Source organism: Streptomyces sp. NPDC002776 (assembly GCF_053592195.1).
The window spans coordinates 1-14,042 of record NZ_JBSFVG010000023.1; the positions used below are offsets into that span (position 1 = coordinate 1).

Genomic DNA, 14,042 nt, shown 5'->3' on the forward strand with positions numbered 1-14,042 from the left:
AACTCCGGCGGGTAGTTCTTCATGACCACGAGATGTCCGTTCTCAGATCCTCAGGATCCAGTGTCTCGTGTGTTCAACATCAGGGGTCAACGCCCAAGGTCGCCGCGCAGCAGCCTCAGCGGATCGCTCACCGGGCGGTCCGCATCTCCCACGGGGCGGGAGGTGGCCCTGCCGAGGAAGGCCGTACTCATCACCATGACGAGCCCCGCCCCGATACCGAGAGCGGCCAGTGCGCCTGTGGCGAAGCGATTCGGGCGCATGTCGACCATGATCGACACTAAGGCCGCGCCCATGGTGCCCAGCATCGCCAGAGCACCCTGCAGACACGACGCCACAGCACGCATCCGCCGGTAGGGCATGAGCCGTCTTGGCCGGGGCCACGGTTGGCTCCACCGCGGCAGCCCCCAGAGGCACACCACGACGGCCGCGGCGACGACGAACAGGAGCGGCGGCGCGGGGCGAGTCAGCGAGGCCAACAGACCGAACCCGACCGCGGCCAGAGCGATGAGTACGGTGCACAGCGCCAGGTGGGCAAGACGCACCCGGCGGGGACCGGCCAGCAGCCACAGCCTGTGCGGCACGATGTCCAGCTCGGGTGCCGCTGGCGGGTGTGGATCGGCGAGACCCGCGCCGAGCGGTCGGCCACGCCACAGCGCCAGACCGCTCACCGGAGGCACGGCTCGCAGGTGCCGTGCCAGCAGCCCCAGCCACTCCTGAACCGCCTGTGCGTCATAGCGGCCGGGATTCTTGGGGTGCAGCTGCACCGAGGCTGGCACGAACTCCTCCAGCAGATGCGTCTGTACGCTTCCGGCGGCGGCCCGCACGCACAGATGGGCCGGATCCCTGCCGGCGGCGTACACAGTAGCGGCCAGCGCCAGTTGCCACGGCGTCGACAGCGCCGCGGCCAGGCGACCTTGAGGATGCTGCTCCAGCTCGTCGAGCACGGGCCGCCAGCCGTTGTGCATGGCGCGACCGGCCAGGTAGTGGCGGGCCTGCTCGGCAATGACGGGCACCAAGTCGATCCACGCCGAGTCCCGCAGACCCCTGCCCGCGCCGCTGAGCACCTCGTACTGGTCGGTGCGGCAGGTGAGGACCACGGGTGCCGGAGCGCGTCCCTGGAATCGGGCGTTGAGCTTCTCCAGTGCGCTACGGGCGCGCGGTGTTGCGGCGAGTGACGCGGCAGACGGGTCCATCTCGTCCAGCCCGTCGAGGACGGGCAGCACGCGCCCCTGCCGCACCAGATGCCGAGCGACGGCCGGGTGCCGGTCGTACTCCTCCACCAGCTGCTCGACCAACCAGTCCTCGAACGCACGGTGTGTGTCCCAGCCGGCCAGGGCGAGTCGCACCGGTACGGGGTCTTCGGGCCTGCGGTCCTCCAGCAGGGCCAGCACCAACTCCACCGCCAGCACGGTCTTGCCTGCCCCGGCCCGTCCCGTGATCACTACGCGCCCGTAGCGGGTGAACCGGTAGAACGAGCCGACCTCTCCCAGCTGCCCGCCGGACACAGGCCCCGAAGGGCCTTGCACGACCACGGACCGCGCCTGCTCGCGGATCCGGAACTCCACATCGATCGCCACATGGTCGGCGCCCAGCAACTGCCTGCGCTGAAACGTCTCCAACTCCACGACACAGGCTGCGAGATCCTCGGCCAGCACCGGCGAGTCCACCGGCTCCCACGGACTGCGCCGCAGCCCCACCACCGAAACGATCAGGGCCACAACCGCGACCGCGAGAGCCACCACACTCGCCGTGTCCTGTGGCTCCAAGCCACCACCGACCAGAGCCTGCAGGGTCCATACCCCGCATCCCGCCACGGCGACGCCGCTGGCAGCGAACACCACCTGCCAGCCCCGCCGATGACCGCGTCCCCCAACCCGCATGTGTTCACTATCGCCGTTCCGCGCACCGACCGCGCGGACTTCCAGCTACCGCGATCAGCGTCTCGCCCCGACGGAACCCCGACCAGCTCTGACCACGGAGCACTTCGCCCCGGTCCTCGGCGTGCTGAAACTCCCCGGTGACCGCGCCAGTTCCTCGCCGAGACGGTCCGCACCACGAACGAGGAGTTCGCCGGCACCCTCGGCGTATACCTCATCGCGCCTCCGAGCACGATGGCCGTGCGCAGCCCCGCGCTGGCGAAGCTGTCTCCGAAGTCCGCTACGGCACCATTGCGTCGAACGCCTGGACCGGCGTCGGCTGTCTCACCGCAACCGCCTCCTGGGATGCTTTCCCGGGGCACACCCCGCGACGACGTGCAGAGCGGCATCGGCGTCGTGCACGACGCGCTCTTCATGGACGGGCCCGAGCGCACCGTGGTCCGGAGCCCGTCCACCCTGCTGCGCCCCAGGCGCTCCTGCACGGGGTTCAGCTTGATCGGGCTGGCACTCTGGGCACCGATGCAGCACGCCCGTCGCTTCTGTACCAAAGCGGCAGCATCCGCCTCACCCCGCAGCCAGGCAACTCATCGCCAACGAGACAGGGCGGGGTCGCCGCATGGCCCCGCCCACGGGATTCCCAACTGTCTCTCTGGCGGGCTCTCACCTCGTCCCGGCCTCGAGTGGTCCAGAAGCTCCTCACGGTGTGGACTTCCGACGCGCAGGGAGTCCTGGACACATCACTCGTCGCAGAGAGTTGGTGAGGCGCCCTGATTTTAGAAGAAGTGCTTGCGTCCACCGACCGCGCGACCGGTCGCACCCAGGAGCCACAGGATGACGCCCACCAGAATGAGGATGCCACCGATCGTCGTCAGCAGACCCATGCCTACAAGCAGGCCGATGATCAGCAGAATAAGTCCAAGAATGATCATTTTGTACCCCATCGTCAATTCCGGCTCAGGCGCGTGTGCGTATGAGCTTCACAAGGGCCTGAGTTCGTCCCTTGGTGGGTAGATCCCGACCAGCTCCGAATGCCAGGACCTTGGTGCGATAGCCCTTGTGCCCGGCGACACGGTGTTCACGCCCTCCTTCGGAACTTCGTTCAGTACGCCATCTCCTCGACCGTCCTCTGCTCCGGAAGGTCCTGCCACCCCGGACGGTTCGGACGTTGGTGACGGAGACACCGGGCAGCGGCGCCTACGGGCAGACGCCCCTGTAACGGGAGGACGCTGAATACCGTCCTGACCAGGTTGAATCCGGGTTCGGCAGTCGGCTACAGCCCACTTTCGATACACGGCCTGCGCTCGACCCCTTCACTGTCTCCTGGTGGCGGCCCCGGTGCGCCTGGCCGCCGCCCGGTCCCCTCAGGTCACCGGTCCCGTGGTCGGCGGCGCGGGGTCGTAGGCGGCGTCCCGGGTGAGGTCGCGCAGGCGCAGCGCGGCCGTGAGGAGGTCCCGGTGGGAGGTGAAGAGGGCGTTGACGCCGAAGCGCAGCAGGTCGGGTGCGCGCATGTCGGCGATCACGCCCCGCTCGGCGAGGGCGACGGCCAGTCCGCGGGCGTGCGGGTGGCGCAGGGTGACCTGGCTGCCGCGGCGGGCGGGGTCGGCCGGGGTGACGGAGGTGAAGCCGAGGGGGGTGAGGAGGGTGTCCGCGCAGTCGAGGAGGAACCCCGTCAGCGACAGGCTCTTGGCGCGGACATCGGCCAGGTCGACGCCGTCGAAGGCGGTGAGAGCCGCTTCGAGGGCGAGCAGCGACAGCACCGGCGGAGTGCCGATGCGGGCACGGGCGATGCCGGGGGCGGGCGTGTACTCCTGCGCCAGGGCGAACGGGTCGGCGTGGCCGGTCCAGCCGGGCAGCGGCGTCTCCAGGACGGCGTGGTGGCGGCGCGCCACGTACAGGAAGGCGGGGGCGCCGGGGCCGCCGGAGAGGAACTTGTAGCCGCAGCCGACGGCCAGGTCCACGCCGACCGCGTCGACGTCGAGGGGCAGGGCGCCGGCCGCGTGGCACAGGTCCCACAGCGTGAGGGCGCCGGAGTCGTGGGCGGCGCCGGTCAGTGCCCGCATGTCGTACAGCTCCCCGGTGCGGAAGTCGACGGGCGAGTAGCTGACGACGGCGACCCGGTGGCCCTCGGCATCGAGGAAGCGCGGGAGGTCCGCGGGCTCCACCCGCCGTACCTCCAGGTCCCGGCGGCGGGCGACCGCGTCGGCGAGGTAGCGGTCGGTGGGGAAGTGCCCAGGGTCGGTGACCAGCAGCGGGCGGTCCGGGCGGAGCGCGGCGGCGGCGTCGAGCGCGGTGAACAGCTGCACGCTGGTGGAGTCGCCCGCGACCGTCTGGCCGGGCGCGGCCCCGATGAGCGCGCCGATGGTGTCCCCGACCCGCAGGGGAGCTTCCCACCAGCCGTTCGCGTTCCAGGAACCGATGAGGCCGGTGGCCCACTGGTGCCGCACCACGTCGTCCAGGGCCGCGGGGACGGCGGCGGGCAGCGGGCCGAGGGAGTTGCCGTCGAGGTAGACGACGTCCGGCGGGAGGAGGAAGCGGGCGCGGAGGGGGGCCAGGGGATCGTCGGTGTCGAGCCGTGCGGCTCGCACGCGCAGGTCGGCGGGGGCGGACAGTGCGGCGGTCATCGGTGTGCGGCCTCCTGGCCCGCGCGACCGGAGCCCTTCGGGGGGAAGGCGGCGGCCATGTCGCGGAGGGTGTCGGCGACCGCGCGGGCGCCGGGCGCTTCCGGTTCGATGAGGGTGTAGTGGCCGGTGCCGGGCAGGACGACCGTCCTGAGGTCCCGGTGCACGGCCGCGTAGTCGCCGAACTGGGTGAGTGGGACCTCCTCGTCGGCGGCGCCGTGCAGCAGCACGGTGGGGACGCCGGTGGTGCCGGTGTCGCGCAGCAGGGTGAGGGGGTCGACCGCGGGCAGCCGCTCCGCGAAGTACTCCTCGCCGCCGAGGAGTTGGAGGGCGGCGTCGTTGCTGAGGCGGTCGCGGCGGGTGGCGGTGAGGTCGGTGATCGGCGCGAGGGCGAGGACGCTCGTCGGCAGGGTGCGGGTGTACCAGCGGGAACCGGGTGGCAGCAGTCCCCGGGCGGCGCACCACAGTGCCAGGTGGCCGCCGGAGCAGTGGCCCGCCAGGACGTAGGGCCGCCCCTGGGGCAGGGTGTCCACGATGCGGGCCACGTCGTCGAAGGTCTCGGGGTAGCCGCCCGCGCCGCCGGAGCGGCGGAAGCCGGGGAGCAGCACCTCGAAGCCCTGCCGGGACAGCCAGGCCGCGAACGGGGTCAGGTGCATGCGGTCGTAGCGCCAGTAGCCGCCGTGCAGCAGGATCACCAGCGGGGCGTCGGGGTCGTCGGACGGCCAGGCGTCGTAGGACTGGTGGGGGTGGTCGCCGTAGCGGCCGTGCGCCGGTGCCAGGACCGGCTTCAGGCTCAGGACCCGCTGCTCCTCCTCGGCGGCGAAGGCGGAGACGGCCCTAGATGTCACCACGCACCTCCCACAGTTCGGGGAAGACCGGGCGGGTGGCCCGCTGCTCCAGCCAGGCGAGCCCGGCGGAGCCCGCGCTGCCGGGTTTGGCGCCCATGGCGCGGCGCACCACCAGGACGTGGTCGTGGCGCCAGCGGGTGACGAGTTCGGCGATGTCGGTGAGCAGTTCGCCCAGCGCGAGGTGGGGGTGGTGCTGTGGCCCGGCGTAGATCCGCCGCCACGCCTCGGTCACCCCGGGGTCACTGGTGTACGGGCTGGTCATGTCGCGTTCGCGGACGTGGCGCGGGACGGGCAGGCCCTGCCGGTGGAGGTAGGCCAGTACCTCGTCGTACAGGGACGGTTCGCGGTAGGTCTCGGCGAGGGCGTCGTGGACGGCCGGGTCGCCGCGGTGGGCGCGCAGCAGCCCGGCGGACTTGTCGCCGAGGAGGAACTCCACGTGCCGGTACATCGCCGACTGGAACCCCGACGCCCGGCCGAAGGCGGCCCGGAAACCGTTGAACTGGGCGGGCGTCAGGGCGGCGATGGGCGCCCAGGCGCCGAGCAGAGCGGTCAGCGCGCGGCGGCTGCGCGTCAGGGCGTCCATGGCCGCGTGCAGGTCGTCCTTGGCGAAGGCCACCCGTGCCGTGCGCCACTCGTGCACGATCAGGGTGAACCACAGTTCCATCACCTGGGTGGTGACGAGGAAGCCCATCTCGTCCGGGGCCTCGGTGAGGGGGTGCTGGAGGGAGTTGAGCACGGACGCGTGGACGTACGTGTCGTAGGGGCTGGCGCCCGCGAAGGGCCGGGTCAGGGCGTCGTCCGTCACCGGCTCGTCGAGGGCGGACGTGCGGTCGTTCATCGCATCTCCTAGGAACGCGGCCGGGTCACACACCGAGGTGGGCGCCGCCGGAGGCGTCGATCCACTGGCCGGTCACCCAGCGGGCGTCGTCGCTCGCGACGAAGGAGACGACGTCGGCGATGTCCACCGGGTCGCCGAGCCGGCCGAACGTGGAGGCCTCGGAGTAGCGGCGGCGGATCTCCGGGACGGCGAGGGTGGGGTTGATCTCCGTCTCGGTGTAGCCGGGTGCGACGGCGTTGACGGTGATGCCCCGGGGTCCCAGTTCCTGGGCCAGGGAGAGGGTGAGGTAGTCGAGGGCGGCCTTGGTCATGGTGTAGGAGACGATCGCCGGGAAGGCGACGCGGGTGGCGACGGAGGAGATGTTGACGATTCGGCCGCCGTCGCGCAGGCGGTCCAGGCCGCGCTGGATGATGAAGAACGGCGCCTTGGTGTTGATCGCGAAGACGCGGTCGTAGTCGGCCTCGGTCACCTGGGCGAGGGGGCGGGGGACGGTGATGCCCGCGTTGTTGACGAGGATGTCCAGGCCCGCCGGGGCGTCCCGCTCCGCCAGGGCCGCGTCGAAGGCGGCCCAGAGGGTGTCGGCGTCGCCGGGGACGCCGAGTTCGGCGTGCACGGGGAAGGCGCGTCCGCCGTCGGCGTCGATCTCCTTGACGGTCCGCTCGGCGGCCGTCCGGTCGTGGCCGTAGTGGACGGCCACCAGGGCGCCCTCGCGGGCGAGGCGGCGGCTGATGGCTCTGCCGATGCCCCGGCTGCCTCCGGTGACCAGGGCGGTCTTTCCCTCGTGGCGGGCGGTGGCGGTCATCGTGGGTCTCCTTCGCTTCAGGGGGTGTACGGATCAGGTGTCGAAGTCGAGGGTGATCTCGGGGGTGAGCGGCCGGGCGCGGCAGACGAGGGTGTAGCCGGCGGCGTGGTCCCGTTCGTCCAGGGCGTGCTGGCCGTCGGCCGTCACCTGCCCGGACAGGACCTTGGCGCGGCAACTGCCGCATACGCCCTCGCGGCAGGCGTACGGCACGTCGGGGTGGGCGCGCAGCAGGGCGTCGAGGAGGACCGGGTCGTGCGGCTGGACGGTGGCGACACGGCGGCGGCCGTCGAGCAGGGCGGTGACCTGGACCTGTCCCGCCGCGGGTGCGGGTGTGGCCGGTTCCGGGGGCCGCTGTGCCGTCCCCCCGGGCGTGAACAGCTCCCAGCGGACGAGCGCCGGATCGGCGCCCTCCTCGGCCAGGACCCGCCGCGCGGTGTCGACGAGGCCGGGCGGTCCGCACAGGGCGTGGGCGGTGTCCGGGCCGGGGCAGGCGTCCACGGCCGCCAGCAGGCGGCGCAGCCCGGCCGCGTCGAGCCGTCCCGCGAGCGGGCCGCCCCCGCTCCCCCGGTCCTCGCGGGTCAGTACGTGCAGGACGGTGCACCGGTCGACGAACTCGTCCTTCACCTCGGCCAGTTCGTCGGCCAGCAGGGCGTCGGCGGCGGTACGGACCGAGTGGACGAGGGTGACGCGGCAGGCCGGGTCCCGGCGCAGCGCGTGGGCGGCCATCGGGGCCAGCGGGGTGATGCCGGTGCCGCCCGCGAGGAGGACGTGGTGGGCGCCGGGCAGCTCCGGCAGGGCGAAGGTGCCGGTGGGCGGGGAGAGTTCGAGGTGGTCGCCGGGGGCGAGACGGGTGGCGGCGTGGGTTCCGAAGCCGTCGGGGGCGCCCTGTTTGATCACCAGGCGGAGGGTCCCGGGGGCGTGCGGGGGCGGGCAGACCGAGTAGCTGCGGCGGAATTCGCCGTCGCCGTGGCGGTGCCGGACGATGACGTGCCGGCCGGGGTGGTGGGCGAAGACCTCGCGCAGGGCGGCGGGCACGTCGAAGGTGACGGCCACCGTGTCGGCGGTCGGGTGGCGGACCTCGGTGACGCGGAGCCGGTGCCAGCGGGGGCGGGGTGAGGCGGCGGGCGGGGCAGGGGCGGCGGTGTTCACGGTGGGTGCCTTACTGCGCGGTCAGGTGGGGGAAGGGCTCGCGGCATGCCGTGCACCACAGCACCGACTGGCAGCGGGAGGGCCCGAAGGGGCTGTGCGGCCGGGTGGCCCGTGAGCCGCAGTGCGGGCAGGGCACCTCGCCGAGACCGACGAGGACCGGGCCGGGGCCACCGGGGGCCGGGGTGACGGGCGGGGCGATGCCGTGCGCGGCGAGTCGGCGCCGGCCCTCGGGGGTGATGCGGTCCGTCGTCCAGGGCGGCGCGAGGACCTGCCGGACCCGGCCCTCGGGGTGGCCGCAGGCGGTCAGGACCTCCCGTACGGCGGCGGTGATCTCGCCCAGCGCGGGGCAGCCCAGGTAGGTGGGGGTGATCTCCACCTCCAGTACGCCGTCGGCGGCCGGGGCGACGGAGCCCACCACGCCGAGGTCGCCGAGGCCGATCACCGGCAGTTCCGGGTCCGGGAGCGCCGCCACCCGGTCGCGCACCTCCTGGGCGGAGCGGCGGGAGGTGTCCGGTACGGTCCCGCTCACCAGGTGCCTCCGGGGAACTGCCGCCGCACCGACTGCAGTTCGGCGATGAGCGGCCCGAACTCCTCGGTGTGCAGCCCCGAGCGGCCTCCCGTGGCCGACCAGACGGGCCGGGGCACGGTGAGCCCGGCCCCGGTGACGACCTCGGTGACCCGCCCGAGCCACGTCTCGCGCAGCGGTGCCGGGGAGGGCACCGTGCCGGAGGCGGCCAGGCGGCGCAGCACCTCGTCCTCCTCGAAGAGTTCGGCGGTGTACGGCCACACCCGTTCCAGGCCGTCCCGCATACGGCGGGCGCTCTCCTTCGTGCCGCGCCCCAGCGTCACCGTCCAGCGGTCGGCGTGCAGCCGGTGGTAGGCGACCTCCTTGGCGGCGCGGGCGCCGAACGCGGCGAGGTCGGGGTCGGCGCAGTGCGCGACGGCCTCGTAGTACAGGACGGCGTAGTGGGTGTAGGCGAGCTGCCGGGCCACGGTCACCGCGAAGTCGCCGTTGGGGAGTTCGGTCAGCAGGGCGTTGGTGAACTCGCGGTCCGGGCGGCCGTAGGCGAGGTCGTCCTCGGTGCGGCCGGTGCCGTCGAGCCGTCCGGCGCGGGTGAGCAGGGCGCGGGCGTGGCCGATCAGGTCGAGGGCGATGTTGGACAGGGCGAGGTCCTCGTCGATGGTCGGCGCGCGGGTGATCCACTGGCACAGCCGCTGGCCGAGGACGAGCGCGTCGTCGCCGAGGCGCAGCAGGTGCCGGGCCAGGTCGGGTGCGGCGGAGGGTCCGTTCGGCCGGGGGTCCGGGCGCGCCGCCGGGGCGTCACTCGTGATGCTCACCTTCGGGGCCTTTCTCGGTCAGCGGCGCGAAGTGCTCGGGGTAGCGGTAGGGCTTGTGGCGGGCGCCCGCGAAGTACGGGTCGCGTTCGTCCGGGGACGCCGTGTGGACGGCGTCGGAGCGGACCACCCACACCGACAGCGGGTCGCCCCGGCGCGTGTACAGGTCGCGGGCCGCGGCCAGTGCCGCGTCCGGTGCGGCCGCGCGCACCGAGCCCACGTGCTGGTGGGCCAGGCCCCGGCGGGCCCGCACGAAGACCTCCCAGGACGCCGGTGCGCCCTCCCCCGTCCCGCTCATCCGTCCTCTCCTCCCCGCGCGTCTTCGACGGCGGCGTACGCGGCGGCGGCCTCGCGGACCCAGGCGCCGTCCTCGTGCGCGGCTCGGCGGTGCGCGATGCGCTGGCGCGCCCAGTGGGTGTCGTCGCCCAGTGCCTCGCGGTAGGTGTCCCAGTCGACCGGGGTGAAGTCGTAGTGGCCGCGCTCCTCGTTCCAGCGGATCGCCGGGTCGGGCAGCGTCAGGCCGAGGCGTTCGGCCTGCGGGACGCAGGAGTCGACGAAGCGCTGGCGCAGCTCGTCGTTGGTGTGGCGCTTGATTCCCCAGGCCATCGCGCGGCGGGAGACTCCGGCGCCCAGTGCGGCGCTCGGCGCGTCGGCGCCGCCCGCCTCGGTGTCGGGCGGCCCGAACATCAGCGCCACGGCCGGCAGCCACCAGCGGTCGACCGCGTCCTGGGCCATCTCCTTCTGCTCCGGCGTCCCCTCGCACAGGGCGCGCATCAGGTCGTAGCCCTGCCGGACGTGGAACGCCTCCTCCTGGCAGACGCGGCGCATCGCCCGGCCGTACGGCCCGTACGACGTGCGGCACAGGGGTGCCTGGTTGATGACGGCGGCGCCGTCCGTCAGCCACGCGATGGCCCCGGTGTCCGCCCACGTGAGCGCGGGATGGTTGAAGGTGGCGGAGGCCCGCTGCTGCCCGCGGTGCAGGGCGTCCAGCAGGTCGGCGCGGTCCACGCCGAGCGTCTCGGCGGCGGAGTACAGGTACAGGCCGTGACCGGCCTCGTCCTGGACCTTGGCGATGAGAACCGACTTGCGGTGCAGGGACGGGGCGCGGGTGAGCCAGGCGCCCTCCGGCTGCATGCCGATGATCTCGGAGTGGGCGTGCTGGGCGATCTGGCGGACCAGCATGCGGCGGTATCCGTCGGGCATCCAGTCGCGCGGTTCGATCGTCTCACCGGCGGCGACGAGCGCGTCGAAGTGCGCGAGCAGGTCGCCCTCGTCCACGGCGGGGGCGGTGGCCGGCGCGGTCACCGGGCACCGCCCGGGCGTCCGGTGACCGCCGCGGCGGTGCCGTACCGCGGGCACCGTCCGGGGGTGCGGGCCCGTACCGGCTGCCTGGGCACGCGCATCACTCCTTCGGTTCGGGACCGCCCGTGCGGGGCCGGGCGGAGCGGGTGGCTTCGTAGCGGTAAGAGGCCCTGGGCGCGGCCCGGCTATCCCCGCGGCGGCCGGTTCGGGCGCGTGACAAAGCTCACGGGCCGGTCCGGGGAGTGCGGCCCGGCCCCGTGCGCCTCTTCAGGGGGTGACAGTCGTACATCGCGCGGCGGCCGGCACGCCGAGGCGGAAGGGGAAATCATGAGCACCATCAGGGAGTTGCTGGTCGAACTCACCGGTACGGCCGAGTACGCCGACCAGGTCGGCGACGACGTCGCCCTGGTCGACACCGGCATCGACTCCGGTGATCTGGTGCGTCTCGTGCTGCTCGTGGAGCAGCGGCTCGGCGTGGAGATCACCGCCGAGGACGTGCAGGAGCTGCGCACCATCGCCGACTACGAACGTTTCGTGGCCGAGCGCACGGTCGCCGGCGCGAGCGGCGGTGCGTGATGTGGCTGACGCAGCTGCTGGAACGCAACCGCCAGTGCTGGCCCGACCGGACCGCCCTGGTCGACGAGGAACGCAGCGTCACCTGGGCCCAGTTCCACGACCGCACGCTGGAACTGGCATACGGGCTGGCCGAGTTGGGCATCGAGCGGGGTGACCGGGTCGCCGTGCTCGCCAAGGACCGGATCGAGGTCCTGGAGAGCTACTTCGCGCTGGCCCGGCTAGGCGCGCTGTTCGTGCCGCTGAACCACAGCCTGGCCGAGCCCGAGGTCGCCGGGATCGTGGAACGCGTCGGCGCGGTGGCCGTCATCGGGGAGACGGAACTGCTGGACCGGCATCCCAAGCTGCCCGCGTCGGTGCGGATCCGGCTGGCGCTGGACAAGCCCGCCTTCGCGGCGCTGGGCACCCTGGCCGGGGCGCGGGAGCTGGCGCGGGTGGCCGACACCGACCCGATCGCCGTCCTGCACACCTCGGCGACCACCGGGCAGGCCAAGGGGGTGACCGTCGACAGCGGGTCGTTCCGGGCGATCGCTCTCGGCTGGCTGGTGATGGCCCGCCCCACCGACGGCATCGTCATGGTCAACTGCTGCCCGCTGTACCACGGCAGCATGGTCGTGTCCCTGAGCTACCTGGCGGCCGGTGCCACGGTCGTGCTGATGCCCGGCTTTACTCCGCAGAGGGCGCTGGCCGCGGTGGAGCGGCACCGGGCCACGCACATGTGGCTGGTGCCGCAGATGCTGCGCTTCATGCTCCAGGCCAAGGGGTCCCACCGCACCGACCTGTCCTCCCTGCGAGAGATCCTGTACGGCGCCGCCCCCATGCCGCTCGACGTCTACACCGACGCGGTCGGGCGGCTCGACTGCGGCTTCCGGCAGGTGTACGGCATGACCGAGGTGGGCGGCCCGTTCGTCACGCTCGGTCCCGACGAGCACCCCGCCCCCGGGGACGTCACCGCCCGCATCCCCTGCGGCCGGGTCGTCCCGGGCATGTCCGCCCGCGCGGTGGGCGAGGACGGCCGGGAGGTGCCGCGCGGCGAGATCGGGGAGATCGTGGTGCGCGGGCCGGGCGTCATGCAGGGTTACTGGAACGACCCGGAGGCCACCGCCGAAATCACCCTCGACGGGTGGACCAGGACGGGTGACCTCGGCTTCGTCGACGACGAGGGCCGCATCAGCCTGGTGGACCGCACGAAGGACGTCATCATCCGCGCGGGCCAGAACGTCTACCCCTCGGAGATCGAGCGCGCTCTGATGACCCATCCGGCGGTCCGGGACGCGGCGGTCGTCGGGATGCCCGACGAGGACTACGGCGAGGTGCCGCTCGCGTACGTCGCCCTGGAACCGGGCGCGGAGGCGGGCGCGGCGGCGCTGCTCGCGCATGTCGGGGGGCTGCTCGCGCCGTACAAGCGCCCGCGGCGGGTGGAGTTCATCGAGCAGGTGCCGCGCAACCCCGCCGGGAAGATCGTCAAGAAACTGCTGCGGGTGTGACGCGTGCGGCGGACGCCGATGACCCCACGTTCCGCGCGGACCGGGCCGGCCGGGACGGAGACGTCCTGCCCGGCCCGGAACGGTCGGGAGTCCTCGGGCGCGGCGGGCGGTGAGGCCGGGCCGGCGGCAGGGAGCGCCCCTGGGCGGGCGGCAGGAAGTGAGCCTGGGCGGGCGGCTGGGAGTGGCCCCTGGCAGACCGTGGGCGGTGAGGCCGGGCGGGCGGCAGCCCGAGGGCCCGCCCGGGCCGCGGATGACACGTCCGCGCGGGCAGCGGGCGGAGCGCTCGCCCGGGCGGCGGGCCGCCAGGTGACGGCGCTGCGTCCGCTGCTGGCCGCCGCCGGGCTCGGGCTGGGCGTCGCGGCCGTCTGCGAGCCGGGGCCGGAACCGGCCGGGCCCGCCGAGGCGGCCGCAGCGGCGTCGATGCCGCCGAAGCGTCGGCTGGAGTTCCTGGCCGGACGCCGGGCCGCCCGGCGGGCGCTGCGCGCGGTAGGGCTGGAGTGCGGGGAGATTTCCAGGTCGGGGCGGCTGCCGGTGTTTCCGCCGGGCCGGGCGGCGTCGATCTCGCACAGTGCCGGGATCGCCGTCGCAGTGGCCCCTGCCCCGGGCCGGGACCTGCCGCTCGGCTGCGACCTGGAACTGCGTCCCCTCCCCCGCGGCGCGGCCCGCCTGGTGCTGCGCGCGGACGAGGAGGCGCTGCTCGGTGCGGGAGCGCAGGCCTGGTCGGTGACGGAGCTGTTCTCCGCGAAGGAGGCCGCCTGGAAGGCCCTCGTCGGGCCGGACGGCGAGCACCCTGCCGGACCGGTGGAGAGCCTGCGCGACCTGCAGGTCCGCCCCGACGGGGACGGTCTGCGCGTCTGCCCGCGCGCGGAACCCGCACACGCGGTGCGGGTGCGGGTGGTGCGCGTCGGTGCGGGCGTGTTCAGCTACGTCGTCGGCCGGGCCGACGCCCACGGCTGAACGGGGTGGGGTCTCCCTGCCCCCGGCGCGCCGGGGGCAGGGAGACCCCGCTATCGGGTCAGCGCTGCGTGTTGCCGCCGTCCCGGTAGGTACGCCGTGCCGCGTCGGCGGCCGTGTCGGTCTTGGCGTCGTACTTGTTGCCGGTCCGCTCGTCGACCACGCGCTCGGCGCCCGAGACGCCCTTGTCGGCCTGGTCGGGGTGGCCCTTGGCCATCTGCTTGGCCTTGTTCATCATGTCGCCCAGCTTGCCCATGAG

15 protein-coding genes are annotated in these 14,042 nt (G+C 73.5%); 3 read left to right on the plus strand and 12 right to left on the minus strand.

Features of this window, described 5'->3' with window-relative positions:
- Positions 1-86 precede the first annotated feature (86 nt).
- The 11 genes from ACWD11_RS31430 to paaA form a co-directional block, all read right to left on the minus strand.
- Positions 87-1,841 (minus strand): NACHT domain-containing protein, encoded by a 1,755-nt coding sequence (locus tag ACWD11_RS31430; RefSeq protein WP_451287085.1) that lies wholly within the window; start codon positions 1,839-1,841, stop codon positions 87-89.
- Positions 1,842-2,650: 809 nt separating this feature from the next.
- On the minus strand, positions 2,651-2,806 hold the full coding sequence (locus tag ACWD11_RS31435; protein WP_389421102.1) for a hypothetical protein: 156 nt from the start codon (positions 2,804-2,806) through the stop codon (positions 2,651-2,653).
- Between the two features lie 432 nt (positions 2,807-3,238).
- Entirely contained in the window at positions 3,239-4,498 is a 1,260-nt protein-coding gene (locus tag ACWD11_RS31440; protein WP_451287087.1) for a kynureninase, read from the minus strand.
- A complete protein-coding gene (locus ACWD11_RS31445; protein ID WP_451287089.1) occupies positions 4,495-5,343 on the minus strand; it encodes an alpha/beta hydrolase family protein in 849 nt (282 codons plus the stop codon). Before ACWD11_RS31445 ends, ACWD11_RS31440 begins: the two co-directional genes overlap by 4 nt.
- Positions 5,333-6,181, minus strand: a complete 849-nt coding sequence (locus ACWD11_RS31450; protein WP_389421105.1) for a tryptophan 2,3-dioxygenase — start codon at positions 6,179-6,181, stop codon at positions 5,333-5,335. Before ACWD11_RS31450 ends, ACWD11_RS31445 begins: the two co-directional genes overlap by 11 nt.
- Before the next feature lie 25 nt (positions 6,182-6,206).
- Positions 6,207-6,983 (minus strand): SDR family oxidoreductase, encoded by a 777-nt coding sequence (locus ACWD11_RS31455; RefSeq protein ID WP_389421106.1) that lies wholly within the window; start codon positions 6,981-6,983, stop codon positions 6,207-6,209.
- Positions 6,984-7,016: 33 nt separating this feature from the next.
- Positions 7,017-8,132 (minus strand): 2Fe-2S iron-sulfur cluster-binding protein, encoded by a 1,116-nt coding sequence (locus tag ACWD11_RS31460; protein ID WP_451287091.1) that lies wholly within the window; start codon positions 8,130-8,132, stop codon positions 7,017-7,019.
- A 10-nt stretch (positions 8,133-8,142) separates the two neighbouring features.
- The gene (paaD, locus tag ACWD11_RS31465; protein WP_451287093.1) at positions 8,143-8,661 is read right to left on the minus strand and encodes a 1,2-phenylacetyl-CoA epoxidase subunit PaaD; all 519 of its coding nucleotides are present in this window, start codon (positions 8,659-8,661) and stop codon (positions 8,143-8,145) included.
- A complete protein-coding gene (gene paaC / locus ACWD11_RS31470) occupies positions 8,658-9,398 on the minus strand; it encodes a 1,2-phenylacetyl-CoA epoxidase subunit PaaC (RefSeq protein WP_451287205.1) in 741 nt (246 codons plus the stop codon). Before paaC ends, paaD begins: the two co-directional genes overlap by 4 nt.
- 55 nt (positions 9,399-9,453) lie before the next feature.
- Positions 9,454-9,765: a 1,2-phenylacetyl-CoA epoxidase subunit PaaB gene (paaB, locus tag ACWD11_RS31475; protein ID WP_389421109.1), complete on the minus strand. Its 312-nt coding sequence runs from the start codon at positions 9,763-9,765 to the stop codon at positions 9,454-9,456.
- Positions 9,762-10,772, minus strand: a complete 1,011-nt coding sequence (gene paaA, locus ACWD11_RS31480; protein WP_389421110.1) for a 1,2-phenylacetyl-CoA epoxidase subunit PaaA — start codon at positions 10,770-10,772, stop codon at positions 9,762-9,764. The genes paaB and paaA overlap by 4 nt, the downstream gene beginning before the upstream one ends.
- A 324-nt stretch (positions 10,773-11,096) precedes the next feature.
- On the opposite strand from paaA, the gene ACWD11_RS31485 reads away from it, so the two are divergent.
- From ACWD11_RS31485 to ACWD11_RS31495, 3 genes are all read left to right on the plus strand, one after another.
- Complete coding sequence (locus ACWD11_RS31485) at positions 11,097-11,345, plus strand: acyl carrier protein (protein WP_389421111.1); 249 nt, start codon at positions 11,097-11,099, stop codon at positions 11,343-11,345.
- Positions 11,345-12,829: a class I adenylate-forming enzyme family protein gene (locus ACWD11_RS31490; RefSeq protein WP_451287096.1), complete on the plus strand. Its 1,485-nt coding sequence runs from the start codon at positions 11,345-11,347 to the stop codon at positions 12,827-12,829. The genes ACWD11_RS31485 and ACWD11_RS31490 overlap by 1 nt, the downstream gene beginning before the upstream one ends.
- A gap of 306 nt (positions 12,830-13,135) precedes the next feature.
- Positions 13,136-13,786 (plus strand): 4'-phosphopantetheinyl transferase superfamily protein, encoded by a 651-nt coding sequence (locus ACWD11_RS31495; protein WP_451287098.1) that lies wholly within the window; start codon positions 13,136-13,138, stop codon positions 13,784-13,786.
- Between the two features lie 58 nt (positions 13,787-13,844).
- Here ACWD11_RS31495 and ACWD11_RS31500 read toward each other — a convergent pair whose 3' ends face one another.
- Positions 13,845-14,039: an antitoxin gene (locus ACWD11_RS31500; protein WP_451287100.1), complete on the minus strand. Its 195-nt coding sequence runs from the start codon at positions 14,037-14,039 to the stop codon at positions 13,845-13,847.
- Positions 14,040-14,042 lie beyond the last annotated feature (3 nt).